The sequence below is a fragment of the Pantoea agglomerans genome, from assembly GCF_021397715.1.
Taxonomy (GTDB): Bacteria; Pseudomonadota; Gammaproteobacteria; order Enterobacterales; family Enterobacteriaceae; genus Pantoea; species Pantoea astica.
The window spans coordinates 1,024,676-1,039,885 of sequence record NZ_CP090207.1; the positions used below are offsets into that span (position 1 = coordinate 1,024,676).

Below are 15,210 nucleotides of genomic sequence, written 5' to 3' on the forward strand. Positions count from 1 at the left end.
TTCGTTTTCACACGACGAATGGCCTCCCGTTCAGGGGAAGGTAAAAAAGAAAGCGAAGAAAAACAGGTCATGTTTCATAGGTATGTCCGTAAAGGGAGTGCTTTGAGAGTAACCGTACTGGTTAAAAGCTGTCAATAAAAAACGCGCCCGCAGGCGCGTTAACCAATCAGGATTGTTCGTCGGCGGGGATGATGTCTTTGACGCTGGCACTGGCACGGCGCGCTTCCGATTTATGCTGTACTTTATTTAGCTGGCGCTCGAGCTTGGCGATCAGGTCATTGATAGCGGTGTACATATCTTCGTGTTTGGCACTGGCCACCAGCGTCCCGTTCGGCGTATTAATCGTGGCATCAGCCACAAATTCTTTGGGTTCTTTGGACAGGACAATATGGGGATTAATCAGGTCGGTTTGCCATTTTTCAAGCTTGGCGAGACGGTCTTCAACATGGCTGCGGATAGCTGCAGTGATTTCCATTTGTTTGCTGGTAATGTTCAGGATCATCAATCTTACCTCTCTGTCATTTCCGTCTTGGTAAGTCCAGCATAGCGCGATAAAGGGTTAATTGCGTGATTTTGATCACGAAAAAATGTCACTTTTTGTCAAGCCAGACAATTTGTGAGAAAGGCAGAGAATGTGGCCGAAAAGCCTTGAAGCGAAGCGATTCTCGCGGCATTCTTGATGAGTTTACTTGCCGGCAAATTTCTATAACTGGCCAGCTAATAAGCAAAAAAAAGCAGCCCATTCAGGCTGCTTTTTTATCGCCGACAATCAACAGACGATCAGTGACTGTTCGCTGCAATGATTTTCGCCACTTTATCTGCTTCAGCGTTCAGCTGCAGATTCCGGTAAGCATTTTCCATCAACGGCAGCGCATCGTGTGTCGCCTGGGTATCCGGATAATCGCGCATCATGCCTTCTACCCGGTTAACAACCGCGACATAAGCCTCACGCTTAGTATAGAATTGCGCCACTGAGAGCTCATATTTGGCCAGACGATCTTTCAGGTAGACCAGACGTTTCTGAGCATCAGCCGCATACTGGCTGTTCGGGTAACCGCGCAGCAGCTGAGAGAAGTCGCGGAAAGCATCACGAGCGTGCGTCGGATCGCGGTCAGACCGATCGATACCAAAGAAGCCCTGCAGCGCCGAGTCATCCAGCGCCATATCCGTCAGACCTTTCATGTAGATGACATAGTCAATGTTCGGATGCGTCGGATTCAGGCGCATAAAGCGGGCAATGGCAGCCTGCGCCAGGGGCAGATCGGCATTTTTATAGTACGCGTAGATTAAATCCAGCTGAACCTGCTGCGAATAAGGACCGAACGGATAACGATTATCCAGCGCTTCCAGTTGCTTAATCGCGGCTTTAAAGTTACCGTCCTGCAGCTTTTGCTGCGCTGTAGCATAAATTTCAGAAGGCGGGCTGTCCGGTACCGCGTCATTAGAGCCGGAACAACCCACAAGGGCCAGGCTCAGTGTGGCAGCAGCCACCAGATGTTTCATACGCGTCATGACGAAGTGATTATCCTCAAAATGTTATGGCGGAAGCTGTCCGTATAGCTCCCGGTAATGACCAGGTACGATAGCACATTATATTAAACGGCATCGCCGTGAAAACCCAACGTTAACGAAGAAGCTGTATATGGCACAACAAGTTCAACTCACCGCAACGGTATCCGAATCACAACTCGGACAACGCTTAGATCAATCTTTGGCGGAATTGTTCCCTGATTATTCACGTTCTCGCATAAAAGAATGGATCCTCGATCGTCGCGTCACCGTAAACGGCGTCATGGTTGATACACCGAAAGAAAAAGTGTTGGGCGGCGAGCTGGTCGCCATTAACGCTGAGATCGAAGAAGAGCAGCGCTGGGAACCGCAGGCTCTGCCACTCGACATCGTTTATGAAGATGAAGACATTATTGTCATCAACAAGCCGCGTGACTTTGTCGTTCATCCCGGCGCTGGTAATCCGGACGGTACCGTATTAAATGCCTTACTTCACCACTATCCGGCAATTATGGATGTGCCGCGCGCCGGCATCGTTCACCGCCTGGATAAAGATACCACCGGTTTAATGGTGGTGGCGAAGACCGTACCGGCTCAGACGCACCTGGTGGAATCGCTGCAGAGGCGTGAGATCACCCGTGAATATGAAGCGGTAGCGATTGGCAACATGACGGCGGGCGGCACGGTTGATGAACCTATCAGCCGCCACTCGACCAAGCGTACCCACATGGCGGTGCACCCAATGGGTAAACCGGCGGTGACGCATTACCGCATCATGGAGCATTTCCGCGCGCACACCCGTCTGCGTCTGCGTCTGGAAACCGGTCGTACTCACCAGATCCGTGTGCATATGTCGCACATCAACCATCCGCTGGTGGGTGATCCGCTTTACGGCGGTCGCCCACGTCCGCCGAAAGGCGCATCGGATGCGTTCATTGCGACCCTGCGTGGTTTCGATCGTCAGGCGCTGCACGCCACCATGTTGCGTCTGTATCATCCCATCAGCGGGATCGAGATGGAATTTCATGCAGCCATTCCGCAGGATATGGTCGATCTGATTGCAGCGCTGAAGGCGGATACTGAGGCCTTCAAGGACCAGATGGACTGGTGATGCAGATGATTATTCCTCAATGGCCGGCCCCGGCGCGCGTCCGGGCTTGCTCGACGCAGCGGCAGGGTGGCGTCAGCCTGGCGCCTTGGGATGCACTTAATCTCGGCGGGCATGTGGGGGATAAGCCAGAGCACGTTGCACAGAACCGGCAACGCCTGGTTGAACAGGCGGGTCTGCCGGCGATGCCGCAATGGCTGGAGCAGGTGCATGCCACCGATGTGGCGCGTCTGACATCGAATGGCACGCTGCCGCTGCGTGCTGATGCCTGTATTACCTCGGAGAGTGGCGTGGTCTGTGCAGTCATGACGGCTGACTGTCTGCCGGTGCTGTTCTGTTCAGCAGACGGTAACGAGGTTGCTGCAGCACATGCTGGCTGGCGCGGGCTCTGTGCCGGAGTACTGGAAAATACCCTGGCGCAGTTCCGATCGCCGCCGCACCAGATTCACGCCTGGCTGGGACCGGCGATTGGGCCGGATGCGTTTGAGGTCGGTGCGGAGGTGCGTCATGCGTTTATGGCACAGGACCCGCGCGCGGCAGAGGCATTTCGTCCTTCAGGTGAGAAGTTTTATGCCGATATCGGGCAACTGGCGCGTCTTCGTCTGCGGGCCGCAGGCGTACAATCCATCACTGCTGACAGCCGTTGCACCTTCACGGAAGGCGACGATTTCTTCTCTTTCCGCCGCGATGGGATCACCGGGCGTATGGCAACTTTGATCTGGCTGTTATAACCTTACGCCATAAGACGGTCCAGTTAGCGTGTTTTTTACTCAAATCTCAGGTCATTAACCTTGAAATTTTGAGGGATGACCTCATTTAATCTCCAGTAGCATTTTGACCTGTAATGGGAGGAATTATGCGTCTGGATCGTCTTACTAATAAATTCCAACTGGCTCTCGCCGACGCGCAGTCCCTGGCTCTGGGACACGACAACCAATTCATTGAACCTCTGCACCTGATGAGCGCACTGCTGAAACAGGAAGGCGGATCGGTTTCACCTTTACTGACGTCTGCGGGTATCGACGTGGCCTCTTTGCGCACTCAGGTTGAGCAGGCTATCGATCGTCTGCCGCAGGTGGAAGGCAGCGAAGGGGATGTGCAGCCTTCATCAGACCTGGTTCGGGTATTGAACCTGTGCGACAAACTGGCGCAGAAGCGCAACGACAACTTTATATCATCCGAATTATTTGTTCTGGCGGCCCTCGATTCACGGGGTTCTCTGGCCGATCTGCTGAAAGCGGCAGGGGCAACCAGTGAAAAACTCACCAAGGCTATTGAACAAATGCGTGGAGGGGACAGCGTGAACGATCAGGGGGCTGAAGATCAGCGCCAGGCATTAAAAAAATACACCATCGATCTGACTGAGCGTGCTGAAAAGGGCAAGCTCGACCCGGTGATTGGCCGTGACGAAGAGATTCGTCGCACCATTCAGGTTCTGCAGCGCCGGACCAAAAACAACCCGGTACTGATTGGTGAGCCTGGCGTGGGTAAAACCGCCATCGTTGAAGGACTGGCGCAGCGCATTATTAATGGCGAAGTGCCTGAAGGTCTGAAAGGGCGTCGGGTACTGGCGCTGGATATGGGTGCGCTGGTGGCCGGTGCAAAATATCGCGGTGAGTTTGAAGAGCGTCTGAAAGGCGTACTGAATGATCTGTCGAAACAGGAAGGCAACGTCATTCTGTTTATCGACGAACTGCACACGATGGTCGGTGCCGGTAAAGCGGACGGCGCGATGGATGCAGGTAACATGCTCAAGCCAGCACTGGCACGCGGTGAACTGCACTGTGTGGGTGCCACCACGCTCGACGAATACCGTCAGTACATTGAAAAAGATGCGGCACTGGAGCGGCGTTTCCAGAAGGTCTACGTGGCTGAACCCACAGTGGAAGATACCATCGCCATCCTGCGTGGTCTGAAAGAGCGTTATGAACTGCATCACCATGTGCAGATTACTGACCCGGCCATTGTGGCGGCAGCGACCTTGTCGCATCGCTATATTGCCGATCGTCAGTTGCCAGACAAAGCGATTGACCTGATAGATGAGGCGGCTTCCAGCATTCGTATGCAGATTGACTCGAAGCCGGAAGCGCTTGATCGGCTGGAGCGCCGGATTATCCAGCTTAAACTGGAGCAGCAGGCGCTGAAGAAAGAGGCGGACGACGCCAGCATTAAGCGTCTTGAGATGCTGGAAAGCGAACTCGACCAGAAAGAGCGTGAATACGCCGAACTGGAAGATGAGTGGAAAACGGAGAAAGCCTCGCTGTCCGGAACACAAAATATTAAAGCCGAGCTGGAACAGGCGCGTCTGAATTTAGAGCAGGCACGTCGCCTGGGCGATCTCGCCCGGATGTCTGAGTTGCAATACGGTAAAATTCCGGCGCTGGAAAAACAGCTGGCTGCAGCCACGCAGGCGGAAGGCAAAACCATGAAGTTACTACGTAACCGTGTAACCGACGTGGAGATTGCCGACGTGCTGGCGCGCTGGACCGGTATTCCGGTAGCACGCATGATGGAAGGTGAGCGCGATAAACTGCTGCGTATGGAGCAGGATCTGCATGGCCGGGTGATTGGACAGGATGAAGCGGTTGAGGCGGTATCGAATGCGATTCGTCGTAGCCGAGCAGGTTTGTCAGATCCCAACCGTCCCATCGGTTCGTTCCTGTTCCTGGGACCAACCGGTGTGGGTAAGACCGAGCTCTGTAAGTCGCTGGCTAACTTCCTGTTCGACAGCGACGACGCGATGGTGCGTATCGATATGTCGGAGTTTATGGAGAAACACTCGGTCTCACGACTGGTGGGTGCACCTCCGGGTTATGTCGGATATGAAGAGGGCGGTTATCTGACCGAAGCCGTTCGTCGCCGTCCTTATTCAGTGATCCTGCTGGATGAGGTAGAGAAAGCGCATCCGGATGTTTTCAACATCCTGCTGCAGGTGCTGGATGATGGACGTCTGACGGATGGTCAGGGCCGTACGGTCGACTTCCGTAATACCGTGGTCATCATGACCTCTAACCTGGGATCGGATTTGATTCAGGAACGGTTTGGCGATCTGAACTATGCCGAGATGAAAGAGATTGTCATGGGCGTGGTCGGGCATCATTTCCGTCCTGAGTTTGTTAACCGTATCGATGAGGTGGTGGTGTTCCATCCGCTGGCAGAGAAACACATCGCGTCGATTGCCCAGATTCAGCTGCAGCGGTTGTACAAACGTCTGGAGGATCGCGGCTATCAGTTGCATATCTCCGACGCTGCGATCAAGTTGCTGGGTGAGAACGGTTATGATCCGGTGTATGGCGCGCGGCCGCTGAAACGTGCGATACAGCAGCAGATCGAGAACCCACTGGCACAGCAGATTCTCTCTGGCACGCTGGTCCCGGGCAAAACCATCGAAATGGATGTGGAAAACGACGTCATTACCGCGCATCAGTAATGCAGCGAGAACAAAAACGGGCCTCTGGCCCGTTTTTTTTGCCTTTCAGCGGCTGTTTTGCTGGTTTCCTGGTCATATTGCACATAAAGTGAACGGTCAGTTAAAAAGTTGAAATTAGCACTTGTCAGTCTCCGGGAACTGCCTATAATGCGCCTCCACTGACACGGAACACCGGCTTACGGAGTAACGGGTCAGCAGGCACAGGAGACTGCGCCGCCGGAGAAAACTTCTCAAAAAGAAGTTGACTCTGAAGGAGGAAAGCGTAATATACGCCACCTCGCGACAGGAAGCTAACGCACTGTTCGCACTGCTCTTTAACAATTTATCAGACAATCTGTGTGGGCACTCGCAGGATTGATATCAGCGTCTCCGGACGTTAAAAAATATCAAGTCTCACGAGTGAACACATAATGAAATTCATTATGACGTTTTACAGATGAGCACCGCTTAACTTGTTTAAGCAAATCAAACTTAAATTGAAGAGTTTGATCATGGCTCAGATTGAACGCTGGCGGCAGGCCTAACACATGCAAGTCGGACGGTAGCACAGAGGAGCTTGCTCCTTGGGTGACGAGTGGCGGACGGGTGAGTAATGTCTGGGGATCTGCCCGATAGAGGGGGATAACCACTGGAAACGGTGGCTAATACCGCATAACGTCGCAAGACCAAAGAGGGGGACCTTCGGGCCTCTCACTATCGGATGAACCCAGATGGGATTAGCTAGTAGGCGGGGTAATGGCCCACCTAGGCGACGATCCCTAGCTGGTCTGAGAGGATGACCAGCCACACTGGAACTGAGACACGGTCCAGACTCCTACGGGAGGCAGCAGTGGGGAATATTGCACAATGGGCGCAAGCCTGATGCAGCCATGCCGCGTGTATGAAGAAGGCCTTCGGGTTGTAAAGTACTTTCAGCGGGGAGGAAGGCGATGTGGTTAATAACCGCGTCGATTGACGTTACCCGCAGAAGAAGCACCGGCTAACTCCGTGCCAGCAGCCGCGGTAATACGGAGGGTGCAAGCGTTAATCGGAATTACTGGGCGTAAAGCGCACGCAGGCGGTCTGTTAAGTCAGATGTGAAATCCCCGGGCTTAACCTGGGAACTGCATTTGAAACTGGCAGGCTTGAGTCTTGTAGAGGGGGGTAGAATTCCAGGTGTAGCGGTGAAATGCGTAGAGATCTGGAGGAATACCGGTGGCGAAGGCGGCCCCCTGGACAAAGACTGACGCTCAGGTGCGAAAGCGTGGGGAGCAAACAGGATTAGATACCCTGGTAGTCCACGCCGTAAACGATGTCGACTTGGAGGTTGTTCCCTTGAGGAGTGGCTTCCGGAGCTAACGCGTTAAGTCGACCGCCTGGGGAGTACGGCCGCAAGGTTAAAACTCAAATGAATTGACGGGGGCCCGCACAAGCGGTGGAGCATGTGGTTTAATTCGATGCAACGCGAAGAACCTTACCTACTCTTGACATCCAGCGAACTTTCCAGAGATGGATTGGTGCCTTCGGGAACGCTGAGACAGGTGCTGCATGGCTGTCGTCAGCTCGTGTTGTGAAATGTTGGGTTAAGTCCCGCAACGAGCGCAACCCTTATCCTTTGTTGCCAGCGATTCGGTCGGGAACTCAAAGGAGACTGCCGGTGATAAACCGGAGGAAGGTGGGGATGACGTCAAGTCATCATGGCCCTTACGAGTAGGGCTACACACGTGCTACAATGGCGCATACAAAGAGAAGCGACCTCGCGAGAGCAAGCGGACCTCACAAAGTGCGTCGTAGTCCGGATCGGAGTCTGCAACTCGACTCCGTGAAGTCGGAATCGCTAGTAATCGTGGATCAGAATGCCACGGTGAATACGTTCCCGGGCCTTGTACACACCGCCCGTCACACCATGGGAGTGGGTTGCAAAAGAAGTAGGTAGCTTAACCTTCGGGAGGGCGCTTACCACTTTGTGATTCATGACTGGGGTGAAGTCGTAACAAGGTAACCGTAGGGGAACCTGCGGTTGGATCACCTCCTTACCTGAAGATACCTTCCCGCGCAGTGTCCACACAGATTGTCTGATAGAAAAGTAACGAGCAGAAAAAACCTCTACAGGCTTGTAGCTCAGGTGGTTAGAGCGCACCCCTGATAAGGGTGAGGTCGGTGGTTCAAGTCCACTCAGGCCTACCAAATTCGCACTCACGCTGCGTTATGTCTCCGGCTCGCATAGTTCACTATGCTTCGCGGAAACATGCCTTGCCTGAGCACGAATTGCATTTCTTACGGAATGTACTCGGTTGAGTGGTAGTAGTGGTCTCTGCAGTAACTGTATGGGGCTATAGCTCAGCTGGGAGAGCGCCTGCCTTGCACGCAGGAGGTCAGCGGTTCGATCCCGCTTAGCTCCACCATACCGTCTTACTGTTTTTTCTGAAAAAAATACTTCAGAGCGTACCGGCAACGGTGTGCTGCGAAGTATTATGCTCTTTAACAATCCGGAACAAGCTGAAAATTGAAACGACATGTCGTTTTCATTCTCCGTAATAAGAATGAAAAACACGATATGTTCGAGTCTCTCAAATGCTTGCAACACGCAGCGTTGAAAAACGCCTGTGGGTTGTGAGGTTAAGCGACTAAGCGTACACGGTGGATGCCCTGGCAGTCAGAGGCGATGAAGGACGTGCTAATCTGCGTAAAGCGACGGTAAGGTGATATGAACCGCTACAGCCGTCGATGTCCGAATGGGGAAACCCGGTGCACTCAGTGCATCATTGCAGCATGAATACATAGTGCTGCAAGGCGAACCGGGGGAACTGAAACATCTAAGTACCCCGAGGAAAAGAAATCAACCGAGATTCCCCCAGTAGCGGCGAGCGAACGGGGAGCAGCCCAGAGCCTGAATCAGCTTGTGTGTTAGTGGAAGCGTCTGGAAAGTCGCAGGGTACAGGGTGATACTCCCGTACACAAAAACACACATGCTGTGAGCTCGATGAGTAAGGCGGGACACGTGGTATCCTGTCTGAATATGGGGGGACCATCCTCCAAGGCTAAATACTCCTGACTGACCGATAGTGAACCAGTACCGTGAGGGAAAGGCGAAAAGAACCCCGGCGAGGGGAGTGAAACAGAACCTGAAACCGTGTACGTACAAGCAGTGGGAGCCTCTTTATGGGGTGACTGCGTACCTTTTGTATAATGGGTCAGCGACTTATATTCTGTAGCAAGGTTAACCGTATAGGGGAGCCGCAGGGAAACCGAGTCTTAACTGGGCGTTAAGTTGCAGGGTATAGACCCGAAACCCGGTGATCTAGCCATGGGCAGGTTGAAGGTTGGGTAACACTAACTGGAGGACCGAACCGACTAATGTTGAAAAATTAGCGGATGACCTGTGGCTGGGGGTGAAAGGCCAATCAAACCGGGAGATAGCTGGTTCTCCCCGAAAGCTATTTAGGTAGCGCCTCGTGAACTCATCTTCGGGGGTAGAGCACTGTTTCGGCTAGGGGGCCATCCCGGCTTACCAACCCGATGCAAACTGCGAATACCGAAGAATGTTATCACGGGAGACACACGGCGGGTGCTAACGTCCGTCGTGAAGAGGGAAACAACCCAGACCGCCAGCTAAGGTCCCAAAGTCATGGTTAAGTGGGAAACGATGTGGGAAGGCACAGACAGCCAGGATGTTGGCTTAGAAGCAGCCATCATTTAAAGAAAGCGTAATAGCTCACTGGTCGAGTCGGCCTGCGCGGAAGATGTAACGGGGCTAAACCATGCACCGAAGCTGCGGCAGCGACGCTTATGCGTTGTTGGGTAGGGGAGCGTTCTGTAAGCCGTCGAAGGTGTGCTGTGAGGCATGCTGGAGGTATCAGAAGTGCGAATGCTGACATAAGTAACGATAAAGCGGGTGAAAAGCCCGCTCGCCGGAAGACCAAGGGTTCCTGTTCAACGTTAATCGGAGCAGGGTGAGTCGACCCCTAAGGCGAGGCCGAAAGGCGTAGTCGATGGGAAACAGGTTAATATTCCTGTACTTGGTGTTACTGCGAAGGGGGGACGGAGAAGGCTATATCGGCCGGGCGACGGTTGTCCCGGTTTAAGCGTGTAGGTGTGTGTTCCAGGCAAATCCGGTTCACTTTACACTGAGGCGTGACGACGAGGCACTACGGTGCTGAAGTGATAAATGCCCTGCTTCCAGGAAAAGCCTCTAAGCATCAGGTAACACAAAATCGTACCCCAAACCGACACAGGTGGTCAGGTAGAGAATACCAAGGCGCTTGAGAGAACTCGGGTGAAGGAACTAGGCAAAATGGTGCCGTAACTTCGGGAGAAGGCACGCTGGCGCGTAGGTGGAGGGACTCGCTCCCCGAGCCGAAGCCAGTCGAAGATACCAGCTGGCTGCAACTGTTTATTAAAAACACAGCACTGTGCAAACACGAAAGTGGACGTATACGGTGTGACGCCTGCCCGGTGCCGGAAGGTTAATTGATGGGGTTATCCGCAAGGAGAAGCTCTTGATCGAAGCCCCGGTAAACGGCGGCCGTAACTATAACGGTCCTAAGGTAGCGAAATTCCTTGTCGGGTAAGTTCCGACCTGCACGAATGGCGTAATGATGGCCAGGCTGTCTCCACCCGAGACTCAGTGAAATTGAACTCGCTGTGAAGATGCAGTGTACCCGCGGCAAGACGGAAAGACCCCGTGAACCTTTACTACAGCTTGACACTGAACATTGAGCCTTGATGTGTAGGATAGGTGGGAGGCTTTGAAGCGCAGACGCCAGTCTGCGTGGAGCCAACCTTGAAATACCACCCTTTAATGTTTGATGTTCTAACGTGGCCCCGTGATCCGGGGTGCGGACAGTGTCTGGTGGGTAGTTTGACTGGGGCGGTCTCCTCCTAAAGCGTAACGGAGGAGCACGAAGGTCAGCTAATCACGGTCGGACATCGTGAGGTTAGTGCAATGGCATAAGCTGGCTTGACTGCGAGAGTGACGGCTCGAGCAGGTGCGAAAGCAGGTCATAGTGATCCGGTGGTTCTGAATGGAAGGGCCATCGCTCAACGGATAAAAGGTACTCCGGGGATAACAGGCTGATACCGCCCAAGAGTTCATATCGACGGCGGTGTTTGGCACCTCGATGTCGGCTCATCACATCCTGGGGCTGAAGTAGGTCCCAAGGGTACGGCTGTTCGCCGTTTAAAGTGGTACGCGAGCTGGGTTTAGAACGTCGTGAGACAGTTCGGTCCCTATCTGCCGTGGGCGCTGGAGAATTGAGGGGGGTTGCTCCTAGTACGAGAGGACCGGAGTGAACGCACCACTGGTGTTCGGGTTGTCATGCCAATGGCATTGCCCGGTAGCTAAGTGCGGAAAAGATAAGTGCTGAAAGCATCTAAGCACGAAACTTGCCCCGAGATGAGTTCTCCCTGACTCCTTGAGAGTCCTGAAGGGACGTTGAAGACGACGACGTTGATAGGCCGGGTGTGTAAGCGCAGCGATGCGTTGAGCTAACCGGTACTAATGACCCGTGAGGCTTAACCTTACAACGCCAGAGGCGTTTTTGAGAGACACGATTTTCAGCTTGTTTTCCGGATAATTATTTGCGGAAACGAAAGATTTTGCGGCGTGACAGGGCGCAGAGCGATGACGTCAGCGGGAGCATACAGGAGTATGTGACCGGTGCGGCTGAGCGATGGCAACGCGGTCACGGCGGAAAAGGTTCGTTTCATGCACAAAGAATTTGCCTGGCGGCTGTAGCGCGGTGGTCCCACCTGACCCCATGCCGAACTCAGAAGTGAAACGCCGTAGCGCCGATGGTAGTGTGGGGTCTCCCCATGCGAGAGTAGGGAACTGCCAGGCATTATATCAGTAAAAAAGCCCCGCACGGAAGTGCGGGGCTTTTTTACGTCTGAAGATCGCCAATTCTCCCCCGCTGGCTGCTGTTCTCACCTCACCGTTGCTGGGCAAAATTATTGCTGTCTGTCCTGAACAACTCGCTGATTTTCCAGCAATTAGCGATGTAGCTCACATTTATAATCTCGGAATACACCGCCTTTACCCGTAGTGCACTTAAATGCTTTACTCACTTCTTTAAATGCTGTTAATCAGCAAGGAACAGAGGCAAGGCATGACACCCATAAATAATAAAGGTCAGACAGAGGATACCAAAAAGCGCATCTGGGCGATCGTTGGCGCCTCATCGGGTAACCTGGTGGAGTGGTTCGACTTCTACGTCTACTCATTCTTCTCCCTCTATTTTGCCCATATCTTCTTCCCGCAAGGCGATACCACCACGCAACTCTTACAGACGGCCGGCGTATTTGCTGCCGGATTCCTGATGCGACCTATCGGCGGCTGGCTGTTCGGCTACATCGGTGACAAGCACGGGCGCAAAAGCTCCATGCTGATCTCAGTGTGCATGATGTGTTTTGGATCGCTGGTGATCGCCTGTTTACCCGGCTATGACGCTATTGGCATCGCGGCACCGATCATTCTGTTGCTGGCTCGCATGTTCCAGGGATTATCTGTCGGCGGTGAATATGGCACCAGTGCCACCTATATGAGTGAGGTGGCGCTGGAAGGACGCAAAGGTTTTTACGCCTCATTCCAGTATGTCACGCTGATCGGTGGCCAGCTGGCCGCGGTACTGACAGTGGTGGTGCTGCAGTTTGTGTTGAGCGATGCAGAGCTGCGTAGCTGGGGCTGGCGCATCCCGTTCTTCCTCGGCGCCTTGCTGGCCGTGGTTGCGTTGTGGTTACGTCGCTCACTGGAAGAAACCTCTGACAAGAGCAGCCGTCAGCACCGCGATGCGGGCAGCGTGATGGGATTGTTACGCAATCATACCCGTCCGTTCCTGATGGTGCTGGGCTTCACCGCCGGTGGATCCCTGAGCTTCTATACCTTCACCACCTATATGCAAAAGTATCTGGTTAACACCTCGGGTATGGACCCTAAAACCGCCAGCGGCCTGATGACCGGCGCACTGCTGGTCTTCATGCTACTGCAACCGGCTATCGGTGCACTGTCGGACAAAATTGGCCGTCGTACTTCAATGATGATTTTTGGTGCCGGTGCGGCAATTTGTACCGTGCCGATCCTGACTCTGCTGCAGAATGTTCAGAGCCCGGGCATCGCCTTCCTGTTAATCATGCTGGCGCTGCTGATCACCAGTTTCTACACCGCCATCAGCGGCATTCTGAAAGCAGAGATGTTCCCACCTCAGGTCCGTGCATTAGGCGTCGGGCTTTCTTACGCGGTGGCGAATGCTATCTTCGGCGGATCGGCGGAGTACGTGGCCTTGCTGATGAAGCAACAGGGAATAGAGACGACCTTCTTCTGGTATGTCTCAGCGATGGGCGCGGTGGCTTTTGCGGTGTCGCTGTTACTGCACAAGCGGGGGAAAGGGATTCAGCTATAAGCCCGTTACTGACTGAGATTCCATAAGGCGATGCCGCTGGCGGTACCGGCGGCATCCCAGGCAAAATCTTTCCAGCTCCAGCCGCTACCCGACGGGCGGCTGTCATACCACTCTTTACCCGCCCCGAGACTGAGCGAAAGCATGATCCCCAACGTATGACTTTGCCGGGTAGAGAGGTGCTGACGCTGACCATATTCGCTGCCCGCCGCGGCCAGCGCCGCAGAGGCGACAAAGTGTTCTGCTTTATCGCGCCCGGTCCAGCGATCGTCGGCCATATGGGCACATCCACTACACAACAGCACAGCAAACAGCAAAATTCGCATAGTGGATGAATGCCTTATGCGGGCGAAGGTTAAAGGATGCGGCTGATTAACCGATCGATACGGATCCGGCGCAGACGACGGATGAGTTTACGCACCTTAGCCGGATAGTCGGCAATGCTCTCCAGCTCGCGGAAATGCTTCACCACCGTGGTGTGCTGACGAATCAGCGTCAGCTCTTTTTCGCGTTGATCCGCCAGCTGTTGCAGTGGATCGTGAATCAACACCGCATTTTCCAGATCGAGCCGCCAGGCGCGAGGGTTAAGATTGTTGCCGGTAATCAGCTGCCATTCATCATCCACCCACATGCCCTTGAGGTGATAACTGTTATCGCCATCTTTCCATAACCGCACTATCAGCTGATCGTTGGTGACGTAGTATTGCAGCCGGCTCAGGAAGCGACGCAGGTTAATCTCATACAGATAGGGCAGGGCGCCAATAATTTTAAATGGCTGATCCGGGGCGATATAGAAGTCATTGGCGGTCTTATCGCCGACGATGATCTCAACCTGTTTCCCCTGACGCAGCAGGTGAATAATATTGCGCACCAGTAAAGCCGGCAGATTGAAGTAAGGCGTGCAGATAGTCAGTTTCTGTTCAGCGCAGGGCATCAGGTGGAAGATCGTCTTGTTGAGCAGGCTATGCTTGCCCAGCCCGACCAGCGGCGTCACCGCCAGCTCTTCATTGCTGGCATTCCCTTCAAACTGATAGTTGAATCCCCGGAGATCCTGACGAAACTGACGCGTTTCATTTTTTATTTCCGGGCTGGAAGGACGCTCGGCAAAATCGAGCCGGTTAACGGCCTCTGCCTGCTTCAGATTAAGGTTGATCCACGCGTACATGGTATCCGCCAGCTGCGGATTACGGATAATCTGGTAACGATCATAACGATATTTATCATGCTGATGCAGGTAAACATCATTAATACTGGCGCCGCTGTAAATCAGCTCGTCATCAATAATGAAGCCTTTCAGGTGCAGTACACCCAGCGCTTCACGGGTATTGACCGGAATGCCATACACCGGGATGGCAATGTCAGCATGCTGAGTGGCCATATCACAATACCAGTCAGCATTGGTCAGGCCGCGTGCGGCGCCAATGCGTCCACGCTGCGCCCGATGCCAGTCAACCAGGATAGAAATATCCAGCTGAGGACGTGCCTGTTTCGCTGCATAGAGCGCGTTCATTACCGCACGACCCGCGTCGTCGTTTTCCAGATAAAGCGCCGCGATACAGATACGGGTCTGCGCTGCCGCGATTTTCTCCAGCAGCGTCTGACGAAATTCGGCAGGCGAGTAAAGTGTCGACACATCCGCAACGGATTGTGACAGTTTCGGCAGCTGTGCGAGGTGTTGTTGGTGTTTATTACGTTTAAATTTAGACAACATCACAGTGCACTTCTTCTCTGTTCATTGCATGGCCTTTTGCCATCAAATCAGGGTCATAACGACAAATAATAACATCAAC

General features: G+C 53.6%; 9 protein-coding genes, 2 tRNA genes, 3 rRNA genes and 1 other annotated feature (1 of these 15 running past the window's edge). Of the genes, 9 read left to right on the plus strand and 5 right to left on the minus strand.

Translation table 11 applies throughout. The annotated features are described in order from the left end of the window. Positions 1–79 (minus strand) — a sequence feature (Phe leader region); it reaches 46 nt to the left of the window's first position. The 3 genes from pheL to bamD all read right to left on the minus strand — a co-directional run bounded on the left by pheL (position 31) and on the right by bamD (position 1,512). After that, on the minus strand, positions 31–78 hold the full coding sequence (pheL, locus tag LZU96_RS04970; RefSeq protein WP_193387678.1) for a pheA operon leader peptide PheL: 48 nt from the start codon (positions 76–78) through the stop codon (positions 31–33). It overlaps the preceding feature by 48 nt. An 87-nt stretch (positions 80–166) precedes the next feature. Beyond that, entirely contained in the window at positions 167–502 is a 336-nt protein-coding gene (gene raiA / locus LZU96_RS04975; RefSeq protein WP_233987313.1) for a ribosome-associated translation inhibitor RaiA, read from the minus strand. A gap of 278 nt (positions 503–780) precedes the next feature. Then, positions 781–1,512, minus strand: coding sequence for an outer membrane protein assembly factor BamD (gene bamD, locus LZU96_RS04980; RefSeq protein ID WP_233987314.1), 732 nt, complete (start codon positions 1,510–1,512; stop codon positions 781–783). A gap of 130 nt (positions 1,513–1,642) precedes the next feature. Between bamD and rluD the strand changes: the two genes are divergently transcribed. The 9 genes from rluD (at position 1,643) to LZU96_RS05025 (ending at position 13,423) form a co-directional block, all read left to right on the plus strand. Next, positions 1,643–2,620, plus strand: coding sequence for a 23S rRNA pseudouridine(1911/1915/1917) synthase RluD (gene rluD / locus LZU96_RS04985; protein WP_233987315.1), 978 nt, complete (start codon positions 1,643–1,645; stop codon positions 2,618–2,620). After that, on the plus strand, positions 2,620–3,348 hold the full coding sequence (gene yfiH, locus LZU96_RS04990; protein WP_233987316.1) for a purine nucleoside phosphorylase YfiH: 729 nt from the start codon (positions 2,620–2,622) through the stop codon (positions 3,346–3,348). Before rluD ends, yfiH begins: the two co-directional genes overlap by 1 nt. Positions 3,349–3,461: 113 nt before the next feature. After that, positions 3,462–6,047 (plus strand): ATP-dependent chaperone ClpB, encoded by a 2,586-nt coding sequence (clpB, locus tag LZU96_RS04995; protein ID WP_233987317.1) that lies wholly within the window; start codon positions 3,462–3,464, stop codon positions 6,045–6,047. Between the two features lie 473 nt (positions 6,048–6,520). Further along, positions 6,521–8,062, plus strand: a 16S ribosomal RNA gene (locus LZU96_RS05000). A 74-nt stretch (positions 8,063–8,136) separates the two neighbouring features. Further along, positions 8,137–8,213, plus strand: a tRNA-Ile gene (locus tag LZU96_RS05005). A gap of 142 nt (positions 8,214–8,355) precedes the next feature. Further along, positions 8,356–8,431, plus strand: a tRNA-Ala gene (locus LZU96_RS05010). 212 nt (positions 8,432–8,643) lie between these two features. Further along, positions 8,644–11,548, plus strand: a 23S ribosomal RNA gene (locus LZU96_RS05015). A 201-nt stretch (positions 11,549–11,749) separates the two neighbouring features. After that, a 5S ribosomal RNA gene (gene rrf, locus LZU96_RS05020) occupies positions 11,750–11,865 on the plus strand. The 16S, 23S and 5S rRNA genes sit together here with 2 tRNA genes alongside, the layout of an rRNA operon. A gap of 268 nt (positions 11,866–12,133) precedes the next feature. Further along, on the plus strand, positions 12,134–13,423 hold the full coding sequence (locus LZU96_RS05025) for an MFS family transporter (protein ID WP_233987318.1): 1,290 nt from the start codon (positions 12,134–12,136) through the stop codon (positions 13,421–13,423). 5 nt (positions 13,424–13,428) lie between these two features. Here LZU96_RS05025 and LZU96_RS05030 read toward each other — a convergent pair whose 3' ends face one another. Both LZU96_RS05030 and pssA read right to left on the minus strand, forming a co-directional pair. Beyond that, the gene (locus LZU96_RS05030) at positions 13,429–13,746 is read right to left on the minus strand and encodes a YfiM family lipoprotein (protein ID WP_233987319.1); all 318 of its coding nucleotides are present in this window, start codon (positions 13,744–13,746) and stop codon (positions 13,429–13,431) included. A 29-nt stretch (positions 13,747–13,775) separates the two neighbouring features. After that, on the minus strand, positions 13,776–15,131 hold the full coding sequence (gene pssA / locus LZU96_RS05035) for a CDP-diacylglycerol--serine O-phosphatidyltransferase (protein ID WP_233987320.1): 1,356 nt from the start codon (positions 15,129–15,131) through the stop codon (positions 13,776–13,778). Positions 15,132–15,210 lie beyond the last annotated feature (79 nt).

What these genes read in the sequence shown, in the direction of transcription:
- raiA (WP_233987313.1), bottom strand. Translation starts at nt 502, where the DNA reads ATGATCCTGAACATTACCAGCAAACAAATGGAAATCACTGCAGCTATC.
- bamD (WP_233987314.1), bottom strand. Translation starts at nt 1,512, where the DNA reads ATGACGCGTATGAAACATCTGGTGGCTGCTGCCACACTGAGCCTGGCC.
- rluD (WP_233987315.1), top strand. Translation starts at nt 1,643, where the DNA reads ATGGCACAACAAGTTCAACTCACCGCAACGGTATCCGAATCACAACTC.
- yfiH (WP_233987316.1), top strand. Translation starts at nt 2,620, where the DNA reads ATGCAGATGATTATTCCTCAATGGCCGGCCCCGGCGCGCGTCCGGGCT.
- clpB (WP_233987317.1), top strand. Translation starts at nt 3,462, where the DNA reads ATGGGAGGAATTATGCGTCTGGATCGTCTTACTAATAAATTCCAACTG.
- LZU96_RS05025 (WP_233987318.1), top strand. Translation starts at nt 12,134, where the DNA reads ATGACACCCATAAATAATAAAGGTCAGACAGAGGATACCAAAAAGCGC.
- LZU96_RS05030 (WP_233987319.1), bottom strand. Translation starts at nt 13,746, where the DNA reads ATGCGAATTTTGCTGTTTGCTGTGCTGTTGTGTAGTGGATGTGCCCAT.
- pssA (WP_233987320.1), bottom strand. Translation starts at nt 15,131, where the DNA reads ATGTTGTCTAAATTTAAACGTAATAAACACCAACAACACCTCGCACAG.